At 39.9% G+C, this 24,923-nt stretch carries 32 protein-coding genes, 1 tRNA gene and 1 pseudogene; 5 read left to right on the forward strand and 29 right to left on the reverse strand.

The window, feature by feature from the left end; all coding sequences use genetic code 11:
• Positions 1–19 precede the first annotated feature (19 nt).
• From phnC to selB, 5 genes are read right to left on the reverse strand one after another with little or no spacing between them, the layout of a single operon-like run.
• Positions 20–775 carry a phosphonate ABC transporter ATP-binding protein gene (gene phnC, locus ACIFPW_RS05045; protein WP_430242499.1) on the reverse strand — a complete coding sequence of 252 codons (756 nt, stop codon included), beginning with the start codon at positions 773–775 and terminating at the stop codon, positions 20–22.
• On the reverse strand, positions 765–1,517 hold the full coding sequence (gene phnE, locus ACIFPW_RS05050) for a phosphonate ABC transporter, permease protein PhnE (protein ID WP_430242500.1): 753 nt from the start codon (positions 1,515–1,517) through the stop codon (positions 765–767). The genes phnC and phnE overlap by 11 nt, the downstream gene beginning before the upstream one ends.
• Before the next feature lies 1 nt (position 1,518).
• Positions 1,519–2,424 carry a phosphate/phosphite/phosphonate ABC transporter substrate-binding protein gene (phnD, locus tag ACIFPW_RS05055; protein ID WP_430242502.1) on the reverse strand — a complete coding sequence of 302 codons (906 nt, stop codon included), beginning with the start codon at positions 2,422–2,424 and terminating at the stop codon, positions 1,519–1,521.
• Positions 2,425–2,448: 24 nt separating this feature from the next.
• On the reverse strand, positions 2,449–2,871 hold the full coding sequence (locus ACIFPW_RS05060; RefSeq protein ID WP_430242504.1) for a SelB C-terminal domain-containing protein: 423 nt from the start codon (positions 2,869–2,871) through the stop codon (positions 2,449–2,451).
• Positions 2,872–2,906: 35 nt separating this feature from the next.
• Complete coding sequence (gene selB / locus ACIFPW_RS05065; RefSeq protein ID WP_430242506.1) at positions 2,907–4,328, reverse strand: selenocysteine-specific translation elongation factor; 1,422 nt, start codon at positions 4,326–4,328, stop codon at positions 2,907–2,909.
• A 505-nt stretch (positions 4,329–4,833) separates the two neighbouring features.
• On the opposite strand from selB, the gene ACIFPW_RS05070 reads away from it, so the two are divergent.
• Positions 4,834–4,930, forward strand: a tRNA-Sec gene (locus tag ACIFPW_RS05070).
• 4 nt (positions 4,931–4,934) lie between these two features.
• Here the strand turns inward: ACIFPW_RS05070 and ACIFPW_RS05075 are convergent.
• Complete coding sequence (locus ACIFPW_RS05075) at positions 4,935–5,276, reverse strand: DUF4183 domain-containing protein (protein WP_430242508.1); 342 nt, start codon at positions 5,274–5,276, stop codon at positions 4,935–4,937.
• A 120-nt stretch (positions 5,277–5,396) separates the two neighbouring features.
• Here ACIFPW_RS05075 and ACIFPW_RS05080 point away from each other — a divergent pair, with 120 nt between their 5' ends.
• Together ACIFPW_RS05080 and ACIFPW_RS05085 are read left to right on the forward strand one after the other, a co-directional pair.
• Positions 5,397–5,777, forward strand: coding sequence for a DUF4183 domain-containing protein (locus ACIFPW_RS05080; RefSeq protein WP_430242510.1), 381 nt, complete (start codon positions 5,397–5,399; stop codon positions 5,775–5,777).
• A gap of 90 nt (positions 5,778–5,867) precedes the next feature.
• Positions 5,868–6,293: a DUF2621 domain-containing protein gene (locus ACIFPW_RS05085; RefSeq protein WP_404682171.1), complete on the forward strand. Its 426-nt coding sequence runs from the start codon at positions 5,868–5,870 to the stop codon at positions 6,291–6,293.
• 34 nt (positions 6,294–6,327) lie between these two features.
• On the opposite strand, the gene ACIFPW_RS05090 is transcribed toward ACIFPW_RS05085, so the two are convergent.
• From ACIFPW_RS05090 to yneA, 10 genes are all read right to left on the reverse strand, one after another.
• Positions 6,328–6,816, reverse strand: coding sequence for a CcdC family protein (locus tag ACIFPW_RS05090; RefSeq protein WP_194221505.1), 489 nt, complete (start codon positions 6,814–6,816; stop codon positions 6,328–6,330).
• A 110-nt stretch (positions 6,817–6,926) separates the two neighbouring features.
• Positions 6,927–7,382, reverse strand: a complete 456-nt coding sequence (locus tag ACIFPW_RS05095; protein ID WP_430242511.1) for a Na(+)/H(+) antiporter subunit B — start codon at positions 7,380–7,382, stop codon at positions 6,927–6,929.
• Positions 7,383–7,402: 20 nt separating this feature from the next.
• Positions 7,403–8,113, reverse strand: a complete 711-nt coding sequence (locus tag ACIFPW_RS05100; protein ID WP_226612931.1) for a cytochrome c biogenesis protein CcdA — start codon at positions 8,111–8,113, stop codon at positions 7,403–7,405.
• 105 nt (positions 8,114–8,218) lie between these two features.
• The gene (locus tag ACIFPW_RS05105; protein WP_430242514.1) at positions 8,219–9,103 is read right to left on the reverse strand and encodes a D-alanyl-D-alanine carboxypeptidase family protein; all 885 of its coding nucleotides are present in this window, start codon (positions 9,101–9,103) and stop codon (positions 8,219–8,221) included.
• 114 nt (positions 9,104–9,217) lie between these two features.
• Entirely contained in the window at positions 9,218–9,445 is a 228-nt protein-coding gene (locus tag ACIFPW_RS05110) for a YneF family protein (protein WP_098443499.1), read from the reverse strand.
• Between the two features lie 92 nt (positions 9,446–9,537).
• A complete protein-coding gene (gene sirA, locus ACIFPW_RS05115; RefSeq protein ID WP_430242516.1) occupies positions 9,538–9,981 on the reverse strand; it encodes a sporulation inhibitor of replication protein SirA in 444 nt (147 codons plus the stop codon).
• A 160-nt stretch (positions 9,982–10,141) separates the two neighbouring features.
• A complete protein-coding gene (locus ACIFPW_RS05120) occupies positions 10,142–10,429 on the reverse strand; it encodes a HesB/YadR/YfhF family protein (protein WP_194221500.1) in 288 nt (95 codons plus the stop codon).
• A 117-nt stretch (positions 10,430–10,546) separates the two neighbouring features.
• Positions 10,547–10,783 (reverse strand): DUF896 domain-containing protein, encoded by a 237-nt coding sequence (locus tag ACIFPW_RS05125; RefSeq protein WP_194221499.1) that lies wholly within the window; start codon positions 10,781–10,783, stop codon positions 10,547–10,549.
• 66 nt (positions 10,784–10,849) lie between these two features.
• A complete protein-coding gene (locus ACIFPW_RS05130; RefSeq protein ID WP_430242518.1) occupies positions 10,850–11,500 on the reverse strand; it encodes a YneB family resolvase-like protein in 651 nt (216 codons plus the stop codon).
• A 3-nt stretch (positions 11,501–11,503) separates the two neighbouring features.
• The gene (yneA, locus tag ACIFPW_RS05135; RefSeq protein ID WP_194221497.1) at positions 11,504–11,824 is read right to left on the reverse strand and encodes a cell division suppressor protein YneA; all 321 of its coding nucleotides are present in this window, start codon (positions 11,822–11,824) and stop codon (positions 11,504–11,506) included.
• A gap of 151 nt (positions 11,825–11,975) precedes the next feature.
• Here yneA and lexA point away from each other — a divergent pair, with 151 nt between their 5' ends.
• A complete protein-coding gene (lexA, locus tag ACIFPW_RS05140) occupies positions 11,976–12,599 on the forward strand; it encodes a transcriptional repressor LexA (RefSeq protein WP_194222291.1) in 624 nt (207 codons plus the stop codon).
• Between the two features lie 250 nt (positions 12,600–12,849).
• Here the strand turns inward: lexA and ACIFPW_RS05145 are convergent, their stop codons facing one another.
• The 5 genes from ACIFPW_RS05145 to ACIFPW_RS05165 all read right to left on the reverse strand — a co-directional run bounded on the left by ACIFPW_RS05145 (position 12,850) and on the right by ACIFPW_RS05165 (position 17,996).
• A complete protein-coding gene (locus tag ACIFPW_RS05145) occupies positions 12,850–14,139 on the reverse strand; it encodes a hypothetical protein (protein WP_430242521.1) in 1,290 nt (429 codons plus the stop codon).
• A gap of 518 nt (positions 14,140–14,657) precedes the next feature.
• A complete protein-coding gene (locus tag ACIFPW_RS05150; RefSeq protein ID WP_430242523.1) occupies positions 14,658–15,029 on the reverse strand; it encodes an iron chaperone in 372 nt (123 codons plus the stop codon).
• Positions 15,030–15,092: 63 nt separating this feature from the next.
• On the reverse strand, positions 15,093–15,728 hold the full coding sequence (locus tag ACIFPW_RS05155) for a Type 1 glutamine amidotransferase-like domain-containing protein (protein ID WP_430242525.1): 636 nt from the start codon (positions 15,726–15,728) through the stop codon (positions 15,093–15,095).
• A gap of 57 nt (positions 15,729–15,785) precedes the next feature.
• Positions 15,786–16,340, reverse strand: coding sequence for a GNAT family N-acetyltransferase (locus ACIFPW_RS05160; RefSeq protein WP_430242527.1), 555 nt, complete (start codon positions 16,338–16,340; stop codon positions 15,786–15,788).
• A 219-nt stretch (positions 16,341–16,559) separates the two neighbouring features.
• On the reverse strand, positions 16,560–17,996 hold the full coding sequence (locus ACIFPW_RS05165; protein ID WP_430242528.1) for a DUF11 domain-containing protein: 1,437 nt from the start codon (positions 17,994–17,996) through the stop codon (positions 16,560–16,562).
• Between the two features lie 525 nt (positions 17,997–18,521).
• Here ACIFPW_RS05165 and ACIFPW_RS05170 point away from each other — a divergent pair.
• Positions 18,522–18,978, forward strand: a pseudogene (locus ACIFPW_RS05170) (ferritin).
• Between the two features lie 229 nt (positions 18,979–19,207).
• On the opposite strand, the gene ACIFPW_RS05175 reads toward ACIFPW_RS05170, so the two are convergent.
• The 8 genes from ACIFPW_RS05175 to ACIFPW_RS05210 all read right to left on the reverse strand — a co-directional run bounded on the left by ACIFPW_RS05175 (position 19,208) and on the right by ACIFPW_RS05210 (position 24,870).
• Positions 19,208–20,149, reverse strand: coding sequence for an IS3 family transposase (locus ACIFPW_RS05175; RefSeq protein WP_430242811.1), 942 nt, complete (start codon positions 20,147–20,149; stop codon positions 19,208–19,210).
• Positions 20,035–20,598 (reverse strand): transposase, encoded by a 564-nt coding sequence (locus tag ACIFPW_RS05180; RefSeq protein ID WP_224598276.1) that lies wholly within the window; start codon positions 20,596–20,598, stop codon positions 20,035–20,037. The genes ACIFPW_RS05175 and ACIFPW_RS05180 overlap by 115 nt, the downstream gene beginning before the upstream one ends.
• A gap of 49 nt (positions 20,599–20,647) precedes the next feature.
• Complete coding sequence (locus ACIFPW_RS05185; RefSeq protein ID WP_430242814.1) at positions 20,648–20,818, reverse strand: GNAT family N-acetyltransferase; 171 nt, start codon at positions 20,816–20,818, stop codon at positions 20,648–20,650.
• A 406-nt stretch (positions 20,819–21,224) separates the two neighbouring features.
• Positions 21,225–21,488 carry a hypothetical protein gene (locus ACIFPW_RS05190; protein WP_430242530.1) on the reverse strand — a complete coding sequence of 88 codons (264 nt, stop codon included), beginning with the start codon at positions 21,486–21,488 and terminating at the stop codon, positions 21,225–21,227.
• Between the two features lie 156 nt (positions 21,489–21,644).
• A complete protein-coding gene (locus tag ACIFPW_RS05195; protein ID WP_430242531.1) occupies positions 21,645–22,049 on the reverse strand; it encodes a VOC family protein in 405 nt (134 codons plus the stop codon).
• 238 nt (positions 22,050–22,287) lie between these two features.
• Entirely contained in the window at positions 22,288–24,099 is a 1,812-nt protein-coding gene (locus ACIFPW_RS05200; protein WP_430242533.1) for a dihydroorotate dehydrogenase, read from the reverse strand.
• 80 nt (positions 24,100–24,179) lie between these two features.
• The gene (locus tag ACIFPW_RS05205; protein ID WP_430242536.1) at positions 24,180–24,422 is read right to left on the reverse strand and encodes a hypothetical protein; all 243 of its coding nucleotides are present in this window, start codon (positions 24,420–24,422) and stop codon (positions 24,180–24,182) included.
• A gap of 196 nt (positions 24,423–24,618) precedes the next feature.
• The gene (locus tag ACIFPW_RS05210) at positions 24,619–24,870 is read right to left on the reverse strand and encodes a DUF4083 domain-containing protein (protein WP_430242539.1); all 252 of its coding nucleotides are present in this window, start codon (positions 24,868–24,870) and stop codon (positions 24,619–24,621) included.
• Positions 24,871–24,923 lie beyond the last annotated feature (53 nt).

The following is a 24,923-nucleotide window of genomic DNA, read 5'->3' on the forward strand; positions in this document are numbered from 1 at the left end:
GAGTCCCCAACTTCCTTTTTTATATTTCATACAGCATATCTTCTAACTCCTCAGTGAGCGCTTCAGGTTGATCATCGAAAACAACGCGACCTTCTTTTAAAGCTACAATTCTAGTCGCGTACCTCTTTGCTAACTTCACATCATGTACATTAATAATCGTTAGCAAGTTGTGTTCTTGATGCAACCGTTGAATAAGCTGAAAAATCCGATTGGCGGTACCAGGATCAAGACTTGCTACAGGCTCATCTCCTAGAAAAACATCGGGAGTTTGAACAAGAGCTCGCGCAATCCCAACTCGCTGCCTCTGCCCCCCACTCAGTAAATCCACGCGCTTATTTAGATGAGGAAGTAATTCAACCTGATCAATAACGTCCACTGCTAACTTCTTTTCTTCCTCATTAAACAATCCTGCCAGGTTACGAAAAGTTGAACGAGAACCAAATAATCCTGTATATACGTTTTGCAGAACCGTTAAACGCGGAATGAGCTGATGATGCTGAAAGATCATTCCCATAGTCTTTCTTTTACTTCTAAGTCCCTCTCGATCCAGTTGACGGAACGTACTACCGTTATATCGAATATCACCTTCAGTTAAAGCCTGGAGGCCATTCAATGTCCTTATGAGTGTCGACTTACCAGCGCCAGTTTTTCCAAGAATACAGACAAACTCTCCTTTATGAAAAGTGAGCGTAACGTCGTCTAGTGCAGAAGTATCGGCATTTCGATAACGCACTGAACCATTTTCTATCGTTAATAACGCTTCTTCACATAACATACTGTCTCACCCTGCTTCCGAGAAAATCGACGACGATGACAATCACCATAATCAACATGACATCAACCGCAACTGTTGAGTATTGAAATGTTTTAAAATGAACAAACAGCTGTTGTCCAATTCCCCCGCCACCGACGAGTCCAAGCATGAGCGACGTTCGGATAGCGACTTCGAAACGGTAGAAATAATGGGATAAAACGTTTGGCCAGATTTGAGGAAAAACAGAAAAAAGAGCACCAGTGAGTGGACGAGCTCCTACCGCTTTCATCGCTTCCTGAGGGCCTTTATCAGCCGCTTCAATTAACTCTGCAATTAATTTAGAAAGCACGCTTGCATTATGAACAATAATGGCAATCGTTGCAGCAAACGGGCCAGGCCCTACAACTGTAAGGAACATCAAGCCTAGTACAATTTCTGGAATAGATCGTACAAAACTTAACACAATGCGAACTGCTCCGTAGAAGGGCCCAGCCGTGTTTTTTGCTGCCAACAAGCTAACAGGTAGTGCAATAAGTAAACCAGCAAAGCTTCCTAGAAACGCCATACCTAGCGTCACTAAACTTGCTTTTAGCATTGTCGGAAGCACTGAAGTATTTAGCGGAAACCAATTGGAAAGAAAGTCCAACATGTTGCTAAATTGACTGAATTTCCTTACGTCGAATTCCGTAACCCCAATGCTCCACACAATTAATAGAATAACCCCAAGGAAGAGGATAAGGTGCTTCCATTTAAACCAGGCCATTTTACTCGTCTAATAACCCTTGTTTGTCAGCAGCACTTCTAATACTCTCATAATCGTCATTACTAGCCTTCGTAAATCCGGACGCACCAAATGCATTCAAAATCTTTTCATCTTCAATCGATAAAAATGCGTTCTGAAGCTTATCAATCGTCTCATCATCCGTACCTTTTGAAACAGCCCACGGATATTGGAATAGCTTTTCTGACTCCCAAATGACTTTTAATTGATCTCCATCAATTTTTCCTGACTCAAGAAGCTGATTGTAAATAGCACTATCAATCGCACCAGCGTCAACCTGTTTATTTTGAACAGATAAAGCCGTTGCATCATGTGATCCGGTGTACGCTACAGAAGCAAATTTGTTCTTGTCTTGATCCTCAAAAACTCCTCTGTCTTGAAGCTCGATTGATGGAATGAGGGATCCTGAAGTAGAATTCGGATCACCAAATGCAAAGCTTCTTGCTTCACTATCTTCAAGGTAGTCTTCTAACGTATCCCACTCGTTCTCAGCATTTGTGATGATATAAGAATGATAGAACGGCTCACCGTCAATTAGCTGTGTAACAATCGCTTTTGCACCACTCTTCTCATGAGCAATCACGTAAGTAAGCGGGCCAAAATAGGCCATATCGATTTGATCATAATTCATCGCTTCTACAACACCGTTATAATCTGGAAACGTTGTGATTTCTACTTCTTGATCTAACTTCTCGGAAAGTTCACCTTGAAGTTTCGTCATCGCTTCTTCAATCTCACCTTCTGTTTGAACAGGAATAACCCCAATTGTAAAGGCCTTATCTTCTGACTCACTGTTTTTCTCTTCTGAAGCATTTTCGCTATTATTTGAGCTACATGCGGCAAGTATTCCTAGCATAAGCACCAGTGTAAACATCATAAATCTTTTCATTTTTTTCCACTCCTAAGCATCGATCTATTTCTCTAATCTCCAATATCTTTCCTGATCTTTTCTTATTGTGTAGCTCTCTTCATCAAGTCGCTCAAGAATCGGCACCAGATATTTACGGCTAACATTCAGAATGTCTTTAGCTTGTTGAAGAGTGAAGGATTTATCAGTGCCTTCCTTTAAATCTCGCACAACGCGACTCCAATTTTCTTTGTGAACATATAAGTCATCTGTTAATTTTACCGCGATTTCCTCTTCTAATAAGAATTTCTTCAATTCAGCTTGATGGGAATCTGGGATTTGTTGATCCTCGATCAAGCGATCGATCGGTGAAACATTCACACCCTGTTCAAGTAACTTCTTGAACACTTGGGTCATACGTGTTTTCCAGGCATCAGGCATCGTGGGTTCAAAACCAGTCATTGATAAGAATGGCCCTGTTTGCAACATATCTTCTTTCAGCTCTGCTTGAAGGACAACTTCAATTACTTTTTTAGGATAAGTTTTTTCAAATCTTGAACGACCTCCGCCTTGCGTGGTCCTTTTCGCATCGGAAAGTGATCATGATAGCCCTGTACAAAGTTGTGAATGGCTTCAACGATCCGAGTTAAAACGTCTTTAGATGTAACGCCATTGTCGATACTTACAATTTCCGGATCATCAATAAGCTGTTGAAAGGATTTTTCATTTAAACCAATTTGCTGCATCACCTGTTCTTTTGATAATAGGTGCTCTTGTTCAAGAATCTGAACAAGTTGTTCGACTGGCGTTCCTTTCACCATCTGCTCAAATTTCGCAATTGTCTCTGAGCCAAATTTGTATTTTTCTCCCGCAACATTTAAGATGCTTCCTCCACCAATCGTCTCAACCGGGGAAGGGCGTCTAAGGATGACGCGGTCTCCTTTCTTTGCTGTAACGGGATCATGTAAACGAAGCTGACAAAATAGATCTTCTCGGTCTCCAGGCTCAAGAGTGTTGCGATCAAAAAACACAATCGTCCCACGTACTTCAGCAGTACCAATATGAACCGTTACTTCTGATCGCTGTTTCAAGTCATACGACATCGTGAGCGCTTTGGTGAATGAAAGGTCGATGGTAGTTGAAACAGCATAGTGATTAGAATTAACAATCACCTGTCCTCTCGTCATTTCTTGCTTATTAGGTCCTGCTAGATTAACTGCTACCCTCTGGCCAGCAAAAGCCCTTTCCACTTTCTGACTGTGTGTCTGGACTTGTCTTACTCTAGCAGCTACACGGTCTGGCAACAGTGTAACGAGTTCTCCTTCTTGAATTTCCCCATCAAAGATCGTGCCTCTCGCAATGGTTCCGTGACCTTGTAGCGTGAAAATCTGATCAATCGGTAACCTTAGCGCTCCTCCTTTATTTCTCGAAGGAACATCTTTTAAAAAGGCACGAATACTCTCTTTCAACTCCTCAATACCTCGCCCACTCTTGCCATCGACGAAATGAAGCGGTGATCCTTCAAATCCAGTGCCCTTTATGTATTCAAGGATATCCTCCTTAACAAGATGAAGCATCTCATCGTCAACCATGTCTGCTTTAGTAATCGCAATAATCGATCGTTCAATCCCAAGCAACGATAAAATTTCCAAATGCTCTCTCGTCTGAGGCATAACCCCTTCATCCGCCGCTACGACTGGAACAACAAGGTCTATTCCTGCAACACCCGCGATCATTTGACGAATGAACCGTTCATGGCCCGGAACATCAATAATTGATACTTTCATGTCATCAGATAAATGAAAAGGAGCAAAACCTGGTTCAATTGAAATGTTTCGTTCTTTTTCCTCCTTCAAACGATCTGTATCGATTCCTGTTAACGCTCCAGTCAACGTTGTTTTTCCATGGTCAATGTGTCCAGCTAGACCAATTGTATAATAGTTCACTTTCACACCCGCCAATCAACTGTCATCATTTATTAACCTTAATAAATGTCGTAACAGGATGCAAATTTAAACCATTGCTTTCTTAAAATCACCGTTTCATTTTCCATTCACTTATGTATATATATTCACCTATGTATAGCTAAAAAGTTATGCACAGCTATCCACAGACAAAACTGTTACACCGGCTTTTCACCACTGTACCACCCAAACATCTGTTATAGTTCGTTATAGAAAACTGTTTCATTTGAACAATTTGTCGAAATCACGAATAACGGGAAAAGATACGCTTTTTGTCGATTCATCTGATTTTTCCACATTAATCTATACTTTCAAAATTGTTTAGACCTTTTTCGACAAATGTCTTTGATGAAAATCTGCACAAACACATTTAAGTAAAACTTTACTTGGTGTTTTACTTAAAGTTTTCTTAGAATAATCTTATTGAGCACATGTGTTGAATTAATCATTTTTTTCCGTTACTATATTAGCGTAATACTTTTTATATGGGGCTGGTTGTACGTCTGGTGAGTGCCACGGTCTTCAAAACCGCCTGGGAGGCGCGTGCCGTCTTCGGTGGGTCCGATTCCCACACAGTCCCGCCATTCTTTAAACTTTGATCATTTGCAAGATAATGGCCGTTCCTTCAATCGGCGCATCTTCGGTCAAAAGTATTAAGATCCCCTCATCTACTTTATAATTCATTTCAGGTTGCAGTACTGCATTTATAAATAGATTCATGAAGGAAACGTCCTTACACGATAAAATTTGATGATTACCATATCCTTTTACGGCGTCTTTGTCTGTAAAGGTTTTTTGATATCCATTTGCAATAGCAAAGTATTCGTAAACTCGCACTTTCGCCGGAAGCTTCGCTCTGAATGGTTTCGAATTTATAATAGGTAGCATAATTTTAGGATTGTTATAGCGATCGGTTCTCCTCTTATTCATTACTAGCCCCCCTCCTCTCTTTACACAACGCACAATTTTTTACTAACGAATTAAAACTAATGTTTGTCCCCTTACATAATATTGTTAAGAGCATATTATAAAACGACAGGAGGTGAACGAATGGCCTTACAAATCATGAAAATTGTAGCTAACGTGACGACTACTGTTGCGACCACTCCTGATACCCAACGTTTTTTCTATAACACAACTAGCTTAATTATCGGCGCAACCACTCTAACAATTGATGCGGTAGATTTCTTTGATGATACAGGAGCCGCGGTAACAACTTTACCTACACTAAATACAGACAATAGCTACTTTAACGTATATGTAAATGGTGTCTTACAAATGCAGGACCTCTCAACTTATACACCAGGAGCTACAGGTGTCGGAGAGTTAGCATTTAACGTTCCTGCCGCTACGTCCCTATTATTAAACACCCCTATCGTCGTCGAAGTAGTCAACTTCACACCTTCATCATCGTCTACGATAGAAACGTAACTCCCCTACCCTCTTGATTAAAAAGCGCTTTCGGCGTATAATGTGACCGTATTCATACAGTTTATATTATGATGCCATGAGGTGAGTGCGTTGGCAGGATGGTTTCAATGGTTTATCGTTGGATGGACAGTGATCTTAATTTCACTAATTGCAATTGGTGGATTCTTTATGTTTCGGAAGTTTCTCAAGCGCCTTCCAAAAGAAGATGGCAAGTCAACTCTTGACTGGCAAGAGCACTACATTGAACAAACGAAGCATATGTGGAGCAGTGATCAAAAAAAGTTATTAGACGAACTAGTCGCACCTGTGCCTGAATTGTTTCGAGATATTGCTAAGTATAAGATTGCAGGAACAATTGGCGAGCTTGCGTTAAAAGAAAAAGCGAAAGATATGTCTCAAGACTTAATAATTCGAGGGTATATTATCGCTACTCCAAAACGAGATCACAAATGGCTCGTGAAAAAATTAAATGAAAAGCGAATTGATATGAGCCCCTATCATCATTTGCTTCAATAAAAAAACTCGTTTAGCAGATGCTAAACGAGTTTTTTTAAAGTAATGTTTGATGAAGTCGACCACTGTGTCCTCGGCTTCGTTCCGTTTTCTTAAATTGATAATACATCGAAATTCTCCATGGAACGATCATACCAAATGCTAATACGAAGAAAAGCGAGCTTGTTTGAAGCACAGGGATTGACTCGCCAATGATTAGTTTAAAAACGATTCTTACTAGAAGTAAGCCGATCAAAATAAACGCAAAAGCTTTTGAACGTGTTAAATAAATTTGATCATCTTTAATTTCAAACTTAGACGTCCGAATCAATAACAACGAAAAAGCCGCTCCAACTGATAGCGCTTCAATCGCTTCGTACCATGGAACCCTTGCATCCGGAACAACGAACATCAAAAAACCAGTTGCCATAAAAAAGGGCGGAAGTATTATTTTCCTTATTGTTGCAGGTTTCTTTGAAGCTTTCAACCTGATTACTACCATCGCAAGAGCCATCATAGCTCCAACAACTGTACTTAAAATCAGCATATACTCATCCCTCACCTATACCGTACTACCCATCATTTCCATTGTATGTGGAAGAGACAAAAAATACAAGCGCATGAAAAAAAGAACGGTGCACAACCGTTCTTTTCACATTAACCATTTACTTTTGAAAGTTCTTCTTCGCCTTCATCTGCCGCAATGCTTAGGATAATCGTCATCGTAACACCGACAACCGTAAAATAAACGCCTAGGTCAAATAACATTGCTGTCGCGAGGTGAGAATGACCGAGAATCGGAAGCTCAAAGTACGCGTCTGTCTGACTCAAGAACGGCTGTCCAAAAAGAAAGGAACCGACGCCAGTGAGAACAGCAATCAGAAGACCGATCGGAATAAAGTTCTTAAAATCAATGCGGATGACCTTATTCATGGTTTTAAAGCCATAAGAGATATAAAGAAGCACCAGAGCACCCGCCGACATAAGTCCTCCGATGAAACCTCCACCAGGTGCATTATGACCAGCGAAGAATAAGTATATTGAAAATCCTAGAATAATAAAGACGATAATCGTAGTCGTCGTTTTAAGTATAAGGTCATTTGTCCCCTTCACACTTCTACACCCTTTCTTTATTAAAATCCTTGAAATCCACCAAACAGGTTATTTACAAGGAACGATGTAAACATTGTCATAAAGTTAAAGTAAAGCAAGATTCCCATTACAATCATTAAGTACCCGCCAGCCTTCATGATGAACCGGCTATTTTTCTTAATCCAGTGCATTCGACCGATAAAAAAGGACAGAATGAAAAATGGAACAGAAAAACCAAGCGTATAAGCTACCATGTACATGAAGCCAGCTCCAGGGTTTGAAACACCCAACGCAATAACCGCAGCTAAAATCGGCCCTGTACAAGGTGTCCAACCTGCCGCAAAACCCATCCCAATTAAAATCGATCCAACAAAGCCAGATGGGCGGTTTCGAATTTTTAACCTGCGATCTTTCATTAGAAAGTTCGGTGTCCAAAAACCTACTACTACAAGTCCAAATACCACAATCAAAATGGCTCCAACTTGACGAAGCAGCTCTTTGTACTGAATAAATAAATTTCCAACGAGCGATGTTGACATCCCTAATACGAGGAAAATAATTGAAAACCCTATTAAAAAGAAGATCGTATGAAGAATTGCCCTTTTCTGCATCATTCCTCGTTCTTCTTTCAAGTCGTCAACGGATACCCCAGTGATATAAGAAATAAACGCTGGATAAAGCGGTAGCACACACGGTGAGATGAACGATAAAAAGCCGGCTCCGAACGCTAAAAACAAGTTCAAATCTGCCATTAAATTACTCCCTGTCTAATGCATGATCTTATCATGTGCATGTCGTTACCATTTCAACCTCTATTGTAAACGATTTATCTTATTCAAACTATGAACATTCCATAACTATTTTTCTTCAGAGAAAAATTCTTCAAGCGTAACGCCCGCTTCATGAACATCAGAAGCCGCTTCCTTGCCCACATACCGAACGTGCCATGGCTCATACTGATAGCCAGTGATATCTTCTTTTCCTTTTAAGTAACGAACAACAAAGCCATATTCATGCGCATGCTCTGCTACCCACTTACCTTCTGGCGTATTGCCAAATTCTTCGGTAAGAGAGCTTCCTAGAGAAGGCGTGCTAATATCCATCGTTAATCCCGTCTGATGTTCACTCTGCCCCGCCTGAGCGCTAACCTGGTTCGCTACTTCTTCTCCACGCTGTTCAGCATTATAAGCAAAAATAGCTTCCTGTCGCTCATAGGAGCGGTAGCCAGAGACAGCTTTTAATTCAAATCCATCTTTCTTTGCACCGGCAAACATTTTTTCAAGCGCTGTAGCCGCTTCCTTGACCATCAACCTTTTAGGATCATCTTTTGGTGCGTATGAAGAAACATCCGGTTCCACAAGATTTTGGGGCACAAAGTCTGAAGGTAGATTTCGCTCTTTATTTGCCACAACATAAATACTGTCTGGATTCGTTACAGTTAAATTCTCTCCATTTTTCTCAACTGTTTCAGCCATCGTTGGATACGCTGCTGATTTATCCTTTTTGGCCTCATCGCTTTGATCGCTTTCTTCATCTTCTTTCTTGCTGCTATCATTTTGCTTGTTATTGTTTTGGTTTCCATCATTATTTTCAATACTATTCGAGGAGCCGTTATTCGTCTGTCCATCATTCTGTGACTGATTCTCTGTCTGGTTAGACGTTTGCTCGTCATCTCCCGCCTGGCATCCGGCTAAAAGCGCGAACGAAAGACCTGTTGCTACTACTAAATTTTTCATTGTCATGTGAACACTTCCTGATTTTTTATAGTCTAATCTATCATACCATCACACCAATTAGACCCGTCAACCAAAATTACTCCATACAAAAAGCACTCTGTTACCAGAGTGCTCAATAAGCTATTTATCGTTGTTTGTCATTTGACTATTCATAGCCTTCATCATCTGATTAATCTTCTTCTGAGAAGGTTTTTGCCCCATTTGCATCATCATTACACGAAGCATATTTTCATTAATAGGGGGATTCTTCTTTAAATAGTCCATCATATATTTGCGGGCAATAAAAAAGCCAAGTGCTACTCCAGCAATCAACGCTAGCACGCCCACAAGCGTGTACATCCACCACATTCTAGATTTCCTCCTTATTCTTTCTCTTCCAATAGTGTACTACAACCCTTAATGATTATACAATAACGTCTATTAAAATAGTAGGAGTTTATTCAAACTAGTTTCTGTTGTTTAATCGGGTTAAGCCACCCGTATCGACCGGATTGGAAGTCAATCGCAAAGAACGAAGGAGTTAATTTTCGTATCACTTCAAAAAAGACTGTTTCAGCCTCGTTTGATCCGCTAGCATATATATTTATCTTCTCGCTTCTTACAAATAAAGATGCATCACTTTTAGATTGTTTAATACACAATCGATGCCCTTCATTTTTATATTCATACGTGCGAAAGCCACCCAATTCATTGACCAAACTGGTATTTAGTTCTTCTTCTTCCACAGGCTCTGTAATAAAGGCTACCTGTTTTTCTAGAAGCTCTTTCTGATCAGCCTGTATGGCCCGCTTCCTTTCGAGGAAAAGTTGATACAACAGATGCTCCTTACCAGCATATTGTTCTGCAATGTGCTGCTTAACGAAGTACATTTCGTAATGCCTCATATAACTCCCCCCTGCCCAAGAATCCACTCATATAAAAGAAAGTATAAATGAGTTCTCATAAAATGATTGTCTATACATGGAGGCTAGCCTTCACTAGTTTTGTCGAAATCAAAAAGACCTGTACTATAACATATATGTTATAGTACAGGTCTTTAGAATGCTATGCCATACTCGGCAGGTCACAAAGAACACCGCCGGATCTCTCATCATAATCAAGCTTCATTCGATCAACAAACCATTGATCGTCCGGTCGAACGAAGTACGTAACTCCTCCAATTTCTTGCTTATAATCATCATATGAAGGCTTATCAGACATGACCCCAAGAGAAAAACCTCCGCTGTCTCCACTCCCTGCGTAGCGTACGAATAACCTCAGGCAATCACCGTTACCAAGTTCCATTTCATTTTTGTAAAACTCAGCTGCAGAATCAGTTACAACAAACATCATATCCGCCCTCTCCGTTTTGTATTAGTACATCTTGTTATAGTACAGTATAACGAATATTTGAAAAATTGCAACCATAAAAATAGCCTAATTTTGCTTTTCGCAAAATTAGGCTATTTTCTACTGAAGAAAGCGACGGTTTTTCTTGCTTTCCTTAAGCTTTTCAGGTGTTACATCTGTGCCTTCTTCATCCACAACTTTTATAGAATGAAGTTGGTTTTTGAAAGAAGAACGGAAATTTGCTAAATATTCCTTACGTAGCTTTTTCTGTTCTTTTTTCTCATCTTCTGTTAATGATGACTCTTTTGCTTTACGAGATAGCTCGTTAATTCTTTGGAGTTTATCTTCAAAAGGCATGTAAAATAGCTCCTTTACTGAAACTTGTATCTCACATGCTAACGCATGTTTTGAACATAGACAAGTTTAGTGCTTCTCGTTCTGCTCGTCAACATATTCCTGATAACGTCTATGTACCGTTGCTTTCGAAGCGTGATGTCCAAATCCTTTAAGCGTTGCAGCTATCTCATTAAACGTAAGACCACGGTTTCGTAGATTAACAATTTCTTCGATTGGAACTTCCACCCGCTCACGCCCACCTTGATTTTGATGGCTGAGGTTTCGCTGTGGTCGATAGCCTTCTTTAACCGCCTTGTCCATTCCACGTTTAATTTTCAGATTATGAAGCTTGCGCTGAAATTCTTCAACGATACTAACGATCTCAAGAACCATCGAATCAGATTCCGACAATTGAAGTTCTCCGTTTTGATTCACTGTATAAATCGTCCCTCCATATTTATGGACGGCATGTAGAAGAGCGATCTTTGCATTCCCTCCCCCAAGTCTTGTTTCATCTTGAATGAGCAATGCCTCAACATGCCCCTCTTTCAATAAGTCAAGCACCTCAAGTATGCCATCACGATCAATGTCATACCCGCTGTGCTTTTCTTCAATCAAGCGCTGTATAATAAAACCTGACTGTGATGCAAATCGTTGTAGTTCTTCTTTTTGCCTGGCAAGAGAAGACTCCTGTGCTTCTTTCTTTGTGCTTACCCGACAATAAATAACGGCGTTCATACTTTATTCTTTACCCCCAAGTGCGGTAGCGTTCGCTTCAACAGGGATGATGAGAGTATCTCCTGCTGTAATTCGGTTTGCATCAATGCTATTCACTTCTTCAACCCAACTGACGAACTTCCGATCAGACAACTCATGCGCAGTACGGTATTCTTCCGCAATTTCTAAAACAGTATCTCCCTGCTCCAATTGTACCGTTGTATAACGATCATACTCCTCAGCTGCAGCTGTTCGCAAAGATAGAAACACAATAATTAACACAGCTACAAAAGATATAATGACAAGAAAATCAACTCCAGACAAGCCCCCAGCTTGCTTTCTCATCCCAATCACCCCATATGCGAATATTTGTTCTGTTTTTAGTATATCAGAACCTCTGTTCGTGTCAACTGATTTCTTCGAACTTATGTTTGTATGCGAACAAAAATTCTGGTATACTACTAACAAATAGATAGATTGGAACGAGGTGCCAGATATTATGAAACTATCAAAGCGTCAGCAGGACATTCTGGACTTTATTAAAGTCGAAGTTAAGCAAAAGGGTTATCCACCCTCCGTAAGAGAAATTGGCGAAGCTGTTGGACTTGCTTCAAGCTCCACTGTCCATGGCCACCTGGCAAGACTCGAGAAAAAAGGGTATATCAGACGAGACCCAACAAAACCAAGAGCCATCGAAGTGCTTGGTCTTGATGAAACGATCGATATTCCTCGTCAACATACTGTAAACGTTCCCGTCATTGGTAAAGTAACTGCTGGTCAACCGATCACTGCCATTGAAAATGTAGAAGAATACTTCCCGCTTCCAGAACAGTTTGCACAGGATGAAGAACATACCTTTATTCTAGTGATTGAAGGGGATAGTATGATCGAAGCTGGTATTTATAACGGTGATATGGTTATTGTGAAGCAACAACCAACTGCAAATAACGGTGATATTGTTGTCGCGATGACAGATGAAGCTGAAGCAACTGTTAAACGATTCTTTAAAGAAAGCAACTACTTCCGACTTCAACCGGAAAACTCATCGATGGAACCGATCATTCTTGATTCCGTTTCTATTCTTGGTAAAGTAATTGGGGTCTTTCGCTCCATTCACTAGAAGCGCTGCGTGCGCTTCTTTTTTTATGTTATATAAGCTTTCTGGGCTATATCAATACGAGCTTCTTCTCTTCTTTTATTTATTAACCCCTCCGTCTGTGTAAATGATCGCAGTTTGAAGAGCATAGGGGTGTAGCTTTACATTACAACCAACCTCACCTACCTACTTTTAACTCTTAAAGGCTATACAAAACCGCCCTTCATTTAAATAAAGGGCGGTTTTGTATACTTCTAACATAATTCTTAAACGGTTACTTTTCAGCAGCCTCTGAAGCCGCTATAACTAATTCAACTGTTTGATCTACTGTCGCCTGACGGAACTTTTGGAACTCATCAGTGATATAAACGGAAGGATCTTCAGGATAGTACTCCTGAGCGGCTACGTGAAGGTGTCCACCCGGAATATCATAAGCTCCTATCCCAATTCGCACGCGATTGGATCGGTACTGACTTTCATTCGATAAGTAGCTTCCGCCTCCTCCTTTACGAGCTTTTGATCCTTCAGTCGGACCCCCTTCATGGCACTCATACGGTTTATCACGATATTCTGGTGCGAGCCATTCGCATACTTCATCGCCTCTTTCTACCGGCCATGGTCCAGTATTGGCTGCAATCATTTCCTTGTAAGGAAGCGTTGTTTCAATAAATTCCGGCAGTTTTTCAGGCATCGGCCAATTGCTCACTGTCGGAATAACTTCTGAGCGATCTTCAAGAGTGTTTCCAACCCCTGTGCGCCATCTCCCGGCAAACCCTTCGATGGTCATAGCTTTTGGACCACCTTGACTGATTGTCATCATGAGATCCACCTGCTCTTTACTATTAACCAGGTAAGGTCCAAAAGTATCTTCAACGATTCCTTCATCAAAATCATCCCATCGTACCGGAAAATTCGCTGCTTGAACAAAAGCTGGACCTTCTTCCGTCAAAACGACTTTCCCATCCATCTGAAGCGCTGCAGCGCCAGAAGGGTTTGATCTCCTAAATTCCTGTTCTAAACGGTATGGATCAAATCCGCTTACTAAAATACGCTTAACTTTCTTCCCTTTTGGAAAATCAATAGAAGTAATTCCCCTTGACGTGTACTCTAGTTTCTTCATCAGTTCTTCTTGCTTTTTCTCCGTTACTGTATATGAAGGTTCCCATTGCCTGAGGGCAGCAGTCATATGTAATCGAGTCCAATAAAGCGGGCGATCATCATAACGATCTAGTTCCCCTAAATCATTTCGTTCTCCCTGAGCTCGAGCAACAGCCGTCTCCCACAGCTTCTCACCATGCTTTTCGATCACTTTCTCTGCTTTTTTTACACTTTTCGCTTTGCACAAATCCTCCTTAAATTCATCCGCAAAAACTGTAAACTCCGCCTTATCCATAATTTGCTGTGGGATTGGGGCACCGTCTTCCATTCGCTGCTCCTCTGGTGTTAGCGCCGCATCAGTGTTAAAGCAATCACCTTTGGCACTTCCAGTTAACGGTAAAAAACCGATAGTTAATATCCCTACAATAAAAAGCGCAATTCCATATTTCCATTTCCTAGATTTCATATGTCTTTTTTCCTCCTCTTCTAGTTGAACTATCTTCTATTTTAGAGATATGAGGTTGTATTTTTCAAACTATTACAAGTATTCTGATCAAAAATGAATCATTCGAAGTGGATCATGTATGGATAACATACTTATGTTAAAGAAAACCGTGACGTTTTCTCTGCATCTTTCGACATATAGATAAGCTTACCTATCATTTAACGAACTGCATTTCTAGCCTTTTTCGATTTTTCCAGACTGAATTAATTTGTACTAAAAAGGAGCAAGCTCGCTGATGGAACTTGCCCTACGCCGTAATTTATTATTACTTAATTTATACACGTGTATTTTTTCACTTACCTGTAATTTCATAACAGAAGCCGCTATCCCGATGAGTCACATAATGATGCCAATATGGACAAAAATAAATAGAAGGGTTCCCGTTGACCATATATGAACCTCATTTAGTTTTAAACGTTAATCTCACATAGCGACTACCAAGCGGTTGGTCCAAATAGAAGCCTGTCCCGTCTATTTATTCACTTGCGCCAGAAAGTTGAACAGTCTGCCTTATCATGAATATTGAATTCGATCATTTTTTTAAGTAATGAAAATTCAACTGAACTACCCCACGGAATACGCATTAGTTGTTTAGTGTGATCATAGCCAGCAAGTTTCATTTCTTCAGAAAAATGAACAATTCCATTCTTTTCAGGGGCAACAGCCAAATGATGTTTTGCTACGCTAAAGGCAATAATAAATGTTCCGTGATCTGTAAACATTGGCTGATTCCAAGCAATTTTCGGCACCAGGTTTGGAAATTCATTTTGTACCCAGGTCAAAATTTGTTCCGTTCGCTCTCGGTGCTGCAGGTTCTCTATCTTTGCTAGATATTCTTCAAATACATCCATTTTTATTCCTCCTATAAAACAAGCAATTGTAGTGATGTACCATATCTCACTGAGATAGTGCCATTACAACTCACTATTCATCACTACTATATCACCAATCATTTGTAGTTTATCCTCTTCAAAGATAATTCCATCGCCGTCATTAGCTGCATAAACAGTTGTTCCTGTTCTCTTAGCGTACTCCCAAACTTTACTCTTATAATCTGAACTCCAGCGATTGTAGTGAGGTAAAAACTCGAAATCGACAAGACCCATAGTTTGGTGCACCGCCTCGCTAGTTTTTTCTGTATACATCTGAAATAGCTTTGTAGATCTACCGAGTTTAACCGCTCCTCCGCTCACCCCAACAAGAATTCCTCCGCGATTATAGAAATCTAAAAGAACATGATCCATATGCCGATGATTGAGAGCCTTACTAAATTCCAGCGGATTACCTGCTGAGAGATGGATTATATCTGAACTCAATAGTTCATCTATTTTCATAGGTTCAAATTCACTGTATAAATCGAAAAACATGATATTCTCGATTCCACAGTTTCGATAATAATTCACTTTAGCTTCAAAATAATGCTTTTCTTTATCCTCCGTTGAAGGTATGTAGCTAATCTTTTTGTTTCCATCACTAAACAGTAATTCATCTAATCTACGGTTGCCGGGTGTTTCATTTACTTGATCGCTATAAAAATACAACTTTCCCATTAATACACCTCATTCATACCCCTATACGCTATAGTCAATTTAAATTCTGTGCGTTTATTAACTCTCACGATATTCATTCCATTCTTTCGCGAGAAGACTATACAGGATGGTGTCATGAAAGTGATCGTACAAATATTCAGCGTCTTTTATGATTCCATCGGGTTTAAAACCAAGACGTCTCGGAATTCCCTGACTTTTTTTATTCTCTATCCCGCACTGTATTTCAATTCGGTTCAATTTGTATACTTCAAATGCCTGGACAATTAGTTCATTAACGGCAGCTGTCATAATCCCCTTACCCTGGAACTTATCTGATAGCCAATAGCCAATACTCGTTTTCTTGTTAGACCAATCGATGCCATGGAATCCTACCACGCCTGCTAATCTTTCATTGTACACAATACCTGCTTGAAATCCATCATGTGAAGAAAACTGTTTTAGCCACATTTCAATCACTGGCATATAATCCTCTTTTTCTTTCATATTGTCCACCCAGGGAAGCCACTCCCTTAAATAATCTCTTGAATGGTCAACCAATTCAAATAGCTCTTGCGCATCTTCCATTTGAAGTAACTTTAAGGAGACCTCTTCATTCACTTTTAAACTAAACATACGATACCCCCACCTTTTCCTTATTCATAAATATATAGAAAGCTAATTAATACCAATTATTTCAAAAAATTTAGAATAATGCCATCTTTTATTCATTCTGTTTCTCAAAAATATTTCTATCTAGCAATCAGTTTGTTTACAATCACCGATAGGGTAGTAAATCTCTATAATTTTAGCGAACGTAAAAAAGGATGCTGAGCATGAATACAGCACCCTTCCTTAACAGCAACACCCACCGTCATCCCCGCAACACCGCTGACAAGCTGTTGTAATCACTGAATTACTAGTTGCTACTTTACCGCAGCTATACGTAAGAGTTGCTTCATTAATAATAAAGCACTTACTACCAACACGTATCTTATAGGTAATTACACGGGAATCTCCCGCCGGAATTGGATCTAATGGGAAGCCCACCGCCGGGTCAAAACCTGGTTGGGTAATGCCGTCTATCTTCACCGTATCTGGAATAAACTCTGAACCATCAGAAAGAAGATCCTCAAAAAAAGCATTGTCAGCTTCTACCACGCCATCGTTTGTTATTGTAACGGTGTATGTTAAAACGTCTCCAGCGTAGGAGATTGTTTTACTCACTTCTTTATCCAATTCTAAATCTGCTTCCCCAAAGTCAATCTGGACGCCTAGCGCATTCGGCATATAAAGATCACCTGTGGAACTAAATCGAAATAACGCAGAGGCCTGGTTGTTAGGTAAATAGTTGGTCGCATCCACATTACTGATGTCCCATCCCTGTCTTCCAGCAAATATGTTTGTACCTGGAGTACCTGGTATATGATTGCGGTCTCCATAAGAACCACTAATATCAATGTTTCCTGAATCGTCCGTTATCTGTGAACCAAAGAAATTTAATGCTGGATTACGTGGCCCTGACAGATTCGTTAGCGTAAATGCATCTACCCCAAATTCTGCCTGGTCCCCAGTAATATTCGCGTCACCCTCTTGTGCACTCAAGAGCACTCTTGCTTCTACGTCACCACTAGGTGGAGTTAAAAAACCCGCTATCGGGACGTCAATCGGGTTACCGTTACTTACTTGTCCATCTGCACCAACATAAAGGTTCATATTACGGTTATTCAAAGCTGTATTTGCATAGACAACTGCAAGAGTCCACCCCGCATGGTTAACAAACCCTGGAGCATCGACAATCGCTGGCACACTTCCTGCACTATAAGTTCCTGCTCCCGCAGACTGTACTAGGGTGGTCACATCTGCTGAACGCATATAAAAACCGTTAAATTCATTTGCTGTGATAGGATCAGGTGTAATCGGGGTATCACCGATAATCGGAGTAGAAAATAAAATATCATCATCTATTAACCCCGAAAGGTCTTCTCCACCACCTAAATACAGTCCTCCCCAAATCAATTCAGCATAGAGCACTGTACTTCCGACAGGTAAGACGAGAACAGCTCGAGATTCATTCTCAGTATAGATTGTCGTTGTGCCTGCTGATCCGACGATTGTTGGTGGTGGAAAGGCATCGACAGTTGAACCACTATCAAGCGTAATAAATGCACCGATTGTACCATCTGTTCCTGCGGTGTTTGGTATATTACTAATTCCACTAAGCCCGAGTGTATTTCCTGTAAATGTTATGGCACCACAGTTATTTGTTGCAAATCGATTTATAAAAGCCATAATCAGTTATCCTTTCTAACAATGTAGTAAACTCGAAGCATGAGAAGCTGAATTCTTCAACTTCTTCAAGTTACCATTTGTTTAATATTTCTTATCTATTGTATGCATCGCGTTAGGACAGGGTGTGCATGCTCGTCTAGTTCGACAATTCATTGTAAATTACACTTCCCTACGTCGATGCCTAAATCCGTCACTACTACATTATGTTATTGCTAGCTATCAGAGGTATTTCACTTTTCTTTAATTTCGATAGACGATCCCCATTGTAAATATAGACGCAGTTTTCTTAGCATCAACTAATCCTACGTTAATATATGAAGATCATGAACATGATGAAACGGCGAATGAGACGGCTTACTCTTATGAAAAAAGCAAAAAACACCTTTGAACTCGTTCATACGAATTCAAACAAGAGGCTGTTTCTCTTAAACTTTTTATGCTGTAACGAGACAAACAACTACTTAATACAGTGAGTTATATGAAGATGACGAGGTAGATGCAATAGTATAAAAGGAAGTTCAAGCCCTGTTAAACAGATTGATTCAAATCGAACGCATTTCTACAACGTTGTAGTTGACAATGTCAGCGTATATAGATCGAAAAAATTACACAGGTATGGCTAGTTGGTTACGAATTCAGTCAGACGAAGAACGTACCCATTTGCTTAAGCTTAGCAGGAAAAGATGGTGTCGTAGAATTAGGTGCACTCCCTGAGCAATCGACTGATTTTGGAACTCCTCTCCAAACGTTCCAACAAGTTCTGGAGCACGAACAAAATGTCACTAATTCCTACCGTCAGGCCTATAACTATATTAAAAAAATCGATCCGCAAACAGCAGTTATTGTACAGGAATTCTTACGAGAACAAATTGATGAAGAAGCACAAGCGCTTACGATCGTAGAGAGGTTAAAGTTAGCAGATGATAATACATCCGCTCTTCTCTTAATTGATCAAGAGCTTGCTCAAAGGCAAGCTGGATAATAATAAAGGCCCGCTAATCACAATGATCAACGGGCTTCCCTTTTCCATATGTAATGAAGCAACGATACAAACTTGCCGTTCAATAAGACTTCATCTTGATTCGTATAGGTATATGTAAAACCATTTTTCGCAAGTACTTTCTGTGAGGCGACATTATCTTGAGTTGTTCTAGCTATAATGCATTGAATGACTTCGAGATGGTAGTGACCCCTAAAAGTTAGAGTTTTTATTATGCAGCTGATTGGCTGGTTTGAGTTCGGTATTGTATCGGACTTAAACCAGCCAGTTTTGCTTTTATGCGTTCATGGTTATAGTAGTCGACATATCCCTCGAGTTTTCTTTTCAATTCTTCATAAGAAACACGTTTTTCTCCATAATACATTTCCTGTTTGAGAATCCCGAAGAAATTCTCCATGGCCGCATTATCAGCACAGGTAGCTTTTCTGGACATACTTTGAAAGATTTGATTCTTCTTTAATGTCTCCACCCACTTGTTGTGTTGATAATGCCAGCCTTGATCTGAGTGGATGGTGGTCCGGTATTTGGCTTCCGTTCGAATGGTTTCCAACGCTTCCTTCAACGGGTTTAAAACAAGGTCGAGAGTGGGTCGGTTGGAAATCCCAAAAGAAACAATTTCTCCATTAAATAAGTCCATCATCGGGCTCAAATAAAGCTTTTCATTTCCTGTACATTTAAATTCAGTCACATCTGTGACGATTTTTTGGAGACGGATGGATGTATGGAACCTGCGTTTTAATCGATTTTGAGCCACTTTCCCCACCGTTCCTTTGTAGGATTTATACTGGGATTTGCGAGTGAATTTTTGACATTTCAATCCTAACTCACTCATCATCCGGTGCACTTTTTTATGGTTAATGACAAATCCCTGGTTTCGAAGCGCTAAGTAAATGCGGCGATAGCCGTACTTTCCCTCGTGCTCATGGAAGAGTTTCTTGATCTTTTCTTTCCACTCTTGATTCGGATCTTCGTTCTTTAATTGCTTTACCTGGTAATGGTAGGTGGCCTCAGGAATAGCCACTTTCCGCAAAGCATCCTTTAATTTGAATCCTTCTTTTTTGAGTTCGAATACCAGCGCTGCTTGTGCTTTTCGAGATAGGCATTCGGGTTCTCCTGAAAAGCTTTTAACTTTTTTAGATAAGAATTCTCTAATCGCAGAAGCTCATTTTCGCGTTCGAGTTGTTCTTCACGCGTTAACACTTTTTCTGATTTCGATGACTTATTTTTATGATTTTTTGACATAGAGGGCCGTCCTTTCGCTTTTTCTTGGAGGCCTTCGATTCCTTCCTTGCGCAATGTACTGGACCAACTCGCGATTAGCGAAGGATTGTTCATTTTGAAGGCAATCGCAGTCTCCTGATAAGAAGCGCCTGTCTGTTTCATAAAGTTTAATACATTTAACTTGAATTTGACAGGGAAGACTTGTTTTGAGTTTTTCCTTCTCAATCCCTCTTCTCCAAAGACTTGATAAGCGCGAACCCAGCCCTTGATCGGAGAAGGACTAGGCATTCCATGCTTCTTAGCTAATGAAGGGTATCCAAGAGATCCTTGGAGATACTCCATCACCACTTTTAATTTAAATTTCTCACTATACTTTGACATACCAAAACACCCCGGAAGTTAGTTTTTTAACTCTAACTTCCGGGGTGCACTACCGATTGGTTGTCTTTTCTAATAAAAGCTTGAGCGCTTTTGTCGCTATTCCATTGCCGGTATTTTCTTCACCAATTCTATAACCAAGCTCGACGCTATTATTGGAGGGATTGGAATCTACTAAATTAATTCTTCCTAAGATCGTGCCATTTTCATCTTTTTTTAAGATAAAAGGTCGATAAACCCAGAGATTGTTCTGTTACTAATTGTACGAGCTTGTCGTTAAACGTCTCAAATTTATAATAATCCTCACCACGAACTGGGACCATCTTATTGAAATAAATTCTGTTTGCGACTTCAAAGTGAAACAATGATTCCGCATCACTTTCTTGAAGTCTATGTATTTTAACTTCCATCATGTTCTCCCCCCGCTAAATCAATCATAGTAGAACTTTACCGATCATGAATCAATCCATGCAACGACCAAAATTCCTACAAGGACTGAGCCAGTTTAATGTTTTTGGCCTAATGAAGAGTGCGTGACGGTAGATATAAAAAAGTATCGAAAGCATCATCGCCGCTAACAACGCAATCCGAACAACCATCCCTTACACTCTTTCAGTCAAAACAAAAGATTAAGCCTTGTTTTCGGTTTTCAAGGAGTACTTAGTGAAATAAGCACCGAGTAAGAGAAAAACCATCATCGCAACCCAGTTAATCATTCCCATGAAATCAAACCAGTAAGCTAAAAGGTTCACGATCGCAATAAGAAAGAGAAACACTGGCGTTAAAGCACTCTTTATACCGGTCAAACCAGCCGCTTTTCTTTTACGATAAACGATAAATGTAGCTACAATTAAGGCTATAACCGTGATAATTGTTAAGAGAACAGGTGTCATTTGTCCCCTCCTCCTTTTCAACGTGGTGACGCTTTACGTAATTTTGGTGTGAGCAGTTTCAAAATAATAAATCCTTTTTATCCTTACCGTTGATTTTAACATATTATTCCACACTCAATTCCAACTACAAGTATAAAAGTTACGTATCTATTAAGTTTAAATCCCTTCTGTATTCATTAGTACAACTCTCCAGCCATCAGGATCTTCAATCGTTATCCCATTCTCTTTCCAATACACATTTTCAGGTTCTACTTCCCTATGCCCCATTTGATTAAGTCTTTTTACTACGCTCTTCAGCTCTTCTCCATTTGGAATATAGAAAACGATCAAGTTATCAGCAGTAGGCGCAGGGCAAGGGCTACCTTCTTCATGTGACGTGAACTCTAGCTGATAAGATAGATGAGGTAATCCATATACCACTCCCGTATATCCTGCATGTCCAGTAAATTCAGCCACTCGCTGCAATCCTAATCCATGTTCATAAAACTGAATAATCTTATCAAATTGATCGGTCGGCCTAGCGATTCGAACTTGCACTGCGTTAAAATCTTGAAATTTCATCGTCGTTCCCTCCAATTACCATATATACGCACGATACTCCTAAAATCTAATTGTTACATACGTACATTTTAAGCTTTCTCCAACGTCATAGCGCTAGAACAATGAATGAACTTCTCTACGACTTTAGGATGAAATTAGAAAATAATTCATATAAAAAAGCTGAAGCCCCTTAAAGTGAACTTCAGCTTCTAATTAAAATAGGACCCCATTGAACAATTGAAAATCCAGCTCTCATTCTTCAATATGAATACTTCCCCATCAAATAACGTTTTGAAAAGTACAACCCTCCAAAGAATAGCGCAAGAGCGATATAGGCCGGTAGCAAGTGAATAAACGTCGTATAGCCAATCATAATGTGTACATAAATTCCTGCTACAAATGCAGGCAACCCTCCTATAAGAAACATCCACCATAGCCAGGTATTCCCCGATTGGAAGCCCCAGAGAGCAGACATTAGCACTAACAATCCAACGCTAATCATCGCTCCTCCGAATCCAGCACGATCATGGGCGATGACTGAGATCAATCGATCATTGAAGGACTGAATGAGATCCGCTGGCATGCAGATGTATTGTAAGTCCGTTGGCACAAAAACCCCTGTCACTCCAATTCCAGCAATAATCACTCCACCAAGAACAAATGAAAATCCAAGCATAACAAAACAAAATTGCCCAATAACGCCTTTACGCCATGCCAGGTCATTCCAACGGTTGCGTGATTTTGGCGTTCTCTTTATACCTTTCGTTTTCACGTATCCACTAAAGTAAAAGGGTAATAACACAATCCAAAACAGCAAGTGTAACCAGTCGAAGTATCCATAGCCAATGAAAAGCAAGATGCCTAGAAAACCGATAATTGCGGCAATATCAATCGCCTGCTTCGCCCACAGCATTCCGTACTTAACTCCGTTATAAGACAACGTCATATAAACAATTCCACCAGAAATCATCGTTCCAGCTAACGTCATTCTGTCGTGTGCCATAAACCATAAGAGTCGTTCATTAAAGAGAAACAGCTCCTCACGAGTTAGCTGCATAAACCTTTCATCATATGGTAAAACGATCGAAGTAAGACTTAACATTAAAGCAATCATGCCACCGATCATGATGAATAATCCAAACAAAAAGTAGTCTTTCCATCCATGACTTTCTTCTTGTAAAACGCTGTCGTTCATCGCTTCATAAATTCTCTTAGGCAACCCTGGCCCAGCTTCGACATATTCACCAGATAGGAACAACAAATCAGCACCGTCATTCACTAGCTGTAGAGCATCATCAGGTTCCTTCACTCCACCCACAGTCACCAATCGTAATGAAGGATATTCTTTTTGACAATAGGCCATCGCTTCCTTATGTATCGCAAGGTTTGCCAACGTATCCAAACCTTGCACTTCATCAATCACAACACCCGTTATGTATGGAGAAATAGAATCCAAGTCAACCTTTTCAATTTGATTACCCGGCACGCGAACATAAATGCTTTTCCATTCTCGAATGGACCTCAGCACATCTATATTTGTAAAATCGATTTCATTATAATCAATTTCATAAACACCGTTATAAGGTTTTAAAGCTCTAGCAATCTCAATTAACTCAACGTTTGTACCGCTTAACTGGAACATAGCGGGCTGAACCAACTTGGCTTGATTTAACCGTTGAAGCGTCTTTGCAAGACCCGCTCTCTCTCCCTGTTCAGAAAAAGCAATACTTCCATTCTGAAGCCTCATTGGTTTCGTGTATTCTTCAGATGGATCTTTCGTAATCGGACCAATTTCAATACAGCCAAACCCTAAATGACTAAATCCTTTTAAACCAGAAAGTCTAGGATCAATTTTGTCTGATAGACCCACACAGCCTGGAAACGTAATGTCTTCGATCTTAACCATCAGCTCACCCGCTACCTCTTCTCTTCCTAAAAAATGAATGAGATGCTGTCCACCTGGAAGTGAAGCAATACGATTCATGGACTGATGAATAAACTCTCTTGAAGCTTCGGGACTCCATTTTGATAGAAAAGGTTTAAACATGACGTGGTAGGACCAGTCCGGCATATAATCACCCCTTCTAGTTTACATAATTTAATTATAGCTTACTAATTTGCTAAATAATTGTTTCCATTAGTTTATATTTTTTATAATAAATCAGTCATTAACAGAATGAAAAGTATAACCGCTGTAACAATGTATGTATTGGCTATTTTTTTATTTTGTTCTTCTTCTCTTATTTTTTCGATTCCAAACAGTAGAAACATGACAAACAAAAATGAGATAAAGACTTGACTAGAAATCGCGTTAGGCAAAATAAAAAAATGAGTAAAAGCCATTCCTATTGCTACGAATGCCAACAATAAATTCACTTTTCGTAAATGAGTCAAAGAAATCACGCCTTTCTAATGCATCGTTCTGTAACTAAATAGCGGGACTGTTTTTCTTGTTTATTTGAAGGAACTAGGAATTTCTCTTTCCTTTTCGATTAACGTTAACAGAAATAGAAAAAAGACTGCGCGCATACACGCCACAATCAGATTTACTCAAGCTCCCTCTTCCTCAGAGGGGCATATTTTAACTCTTTCATCGTTTCTTTTCTTCTAGCAACTCGATAATTCTATCGAGCTTGTCCTCAACATTTTTCGTTCGCTTATGATTAACTTTTGAATTAATCAGCAGCCGTCTTATAAATAATACGAAAGATCCTACAGTAATGCCCATCAATATGATTGTCATCATAAAGATTAACAAGGAAGGTCCATTATCCAAACTACCACTACTCCATTCTTCAATATTCTTAGATGAAATACAATGTAATTTTACCTTATCTTCCATTTCTAATCTTTATCCTACTTGCCCAATACTTAAAGCTGTGCACTCATCAATTT

The sequence above is a fragment of the Pseudalkalibacillus sp. NRS-1564 genome (assembly GCF_050467905.1).
GTDB lineage: Bacteria > Bacillota > Bacilli > Bacillales > Guptibacillaceae > Guptibacillus > Guptibacillus hwajinpoensis_B.

Coding starts and splice junctions, on each gene's coding strand:
- ACIFPW_RS05100 (WP_226612931.1), bottom strand. CDS start 8,113: ATGGCAGATTTGAACTTGTTTTTAGCGTTCGGAGCCGGCTTTTTATCG.
- ACIFPW_RS05105 (WP_430242514.1), bottom strand. CDS start 9,103: ATGACAATGAAAAATTTAGTAGTAGCAACAGGTCTTTCGTTCGCGCTT.
- ACIFPW_RS05200 (WP_430242533.1), bottom strand. CDS start 24,099: ATGCCGGACTGGTCCTACCACGTCATGTTTAAACCTTTTCTATCAAAA.
- ACIFPW_RS05155 (WP_430242525.1), bottom strand. CDS start 15,728: ATGGGAAAGTTGTATTTTTATAGCGATCAAGTAAATGAAACACCCGGC.
- ACIFPW_RS05120 (WP_194221500.1), bottom strand. CDS start 10,429: ATGATGTTTGTTGTAACTGATTCTGCAGCTGAGTTTTACAAAAATGAA.
- ACIFPW_RS05210 (WP_430242539.1), bottom strand. CDS start 24,870: ATGGAAGATAAGGTAAAATTACATTGTATTTCATCTAAGAATATTGAA.
- ACIFPW_RS05060 (WP_430242504.1), bottom strand. CDS start 2,871: ATGTTGCAAACAGGGCCATTCTTATCAATGACTGGTTTTGAACCCACG.
- phnE (WP_430242500.1), bottom strand. CDS start 1,517: ATGGCCTGGTTTAAATGGAAGCACCTTATCCTCTTCCTTGGGGTTATT.
- ACIFPW_RS05190 (WP_430242530.1), bottom strand. CDS start 21,488: ATGACACCTGTTCTCTTAACAATTATCACGGTTATAGCCTTAATTGTA.
- yneA (WP_194221497.1), bottom strand. CDS start 11,824: ATGAGAAAGCAAGCTGGGGGCTTGTCTGGAGTTGATTTTCTTGTCATT.
- ACIFPW_RS05130 (WP_430242518.1), bottom strand. CDS start 11,500: ATGAACGCCGTTATTTATTGTCGGGTAAGCACAAAGAAAGAAGCACAG.
- ACIFPW_RS05160 (WP_430242527.1), bottom strand. CDS start 16,340: ATGTTTAGTTTAAAAGTGAATGAAGAGGTCTCCTTAAAGTTACTTCAA.
- ACIFPW_RS05090 (WP_194221505.1), bottom strand. CDS start 6,816: ATGCTGATTTTAAGTACAGTTGTTGGAGCTATGATGGCTCTTGCGATG.
- ACIFPW_RS05145 (WP_430242521.1), bottom strand. CDS start 14,139: ATGAAATCTAGGAAATGGAAATATGGAATTGCGCTTTTTATTGTAGGG.
- sirA (WP_430242516.1), bottom strand. CDS start 9,981: ATGAGGCATTACGAAATGTACTTCGTTAAGCAGCACATTGCAGAACAA.
- ACIFPW_RS05180 (WP_224598276.1), bottom strand. CDS start 20,598: ATGTCAAAGTATAGTGAGAAATTTAAATTAAAAGTGGTGATGGAGTAT.
- ACIFPW_RS05075 (WP_430242508.1), bottom strand. CDS start 5,276: ATGAATAAGAGGAGAACCGATCGCTATAACAATCCTAAAATTATGCTA.
- ACIFPW_RS05165 (WP_430242528.1), bottom strand. CDS start 17,996: ATGGCTTTTATAAATCGATTTGCAACAAATAACTGTGGTGCCATAACA.
- ACIFPW_RS05150 (WP_430242523.1), bottom strand. CDS start 15,029: ATGGATGTATTTGAAGAATATCTAGCAAAGATAGAGAACCTGCAGCAC.
- phnD (WP_430242502.1), bottom strand. CDS start 2,424: ATGAAAAGATTTATGATGTTTACACTGGTGCTTATGCTAGGAATACTT.
- ACIFPW_RS05110 (WP_098443499.1), bottom strand. CDS start 9,445: ATGTGGTGGATGTACACGCTTGTGGGCGTGCTAGCGTTGATTGCTGGA.
- ACIFPW_RS05195 (WP_430242531.1), bottom strand. CDS start 22,049: ATGAAATTTCAAGATTTTAACGCAGTGCAAGTTCGAATCGCTAGGCCG.
- phnC (WP_430242499.1), bottom strand. CDS start 775: ATGTTATGTGAAGAAGCGTTATTAACGATAGAAAATGGTTCAGTGCGT.
- ACIFPW_RS05125 (WP_194221499.1), bottom strand. CDS start 10,783: ATGCCTTTTGAAGATAAACTCCAAAGAATTAACGAGCTATCTCGTAAA.
- ACIFPW_RS05080 (WP_430242510.1), top strand. CDS start 5,397: ATGGCCTTACAAATCATGAAAATTGTAGCTAACGTGACGACTACTGTT.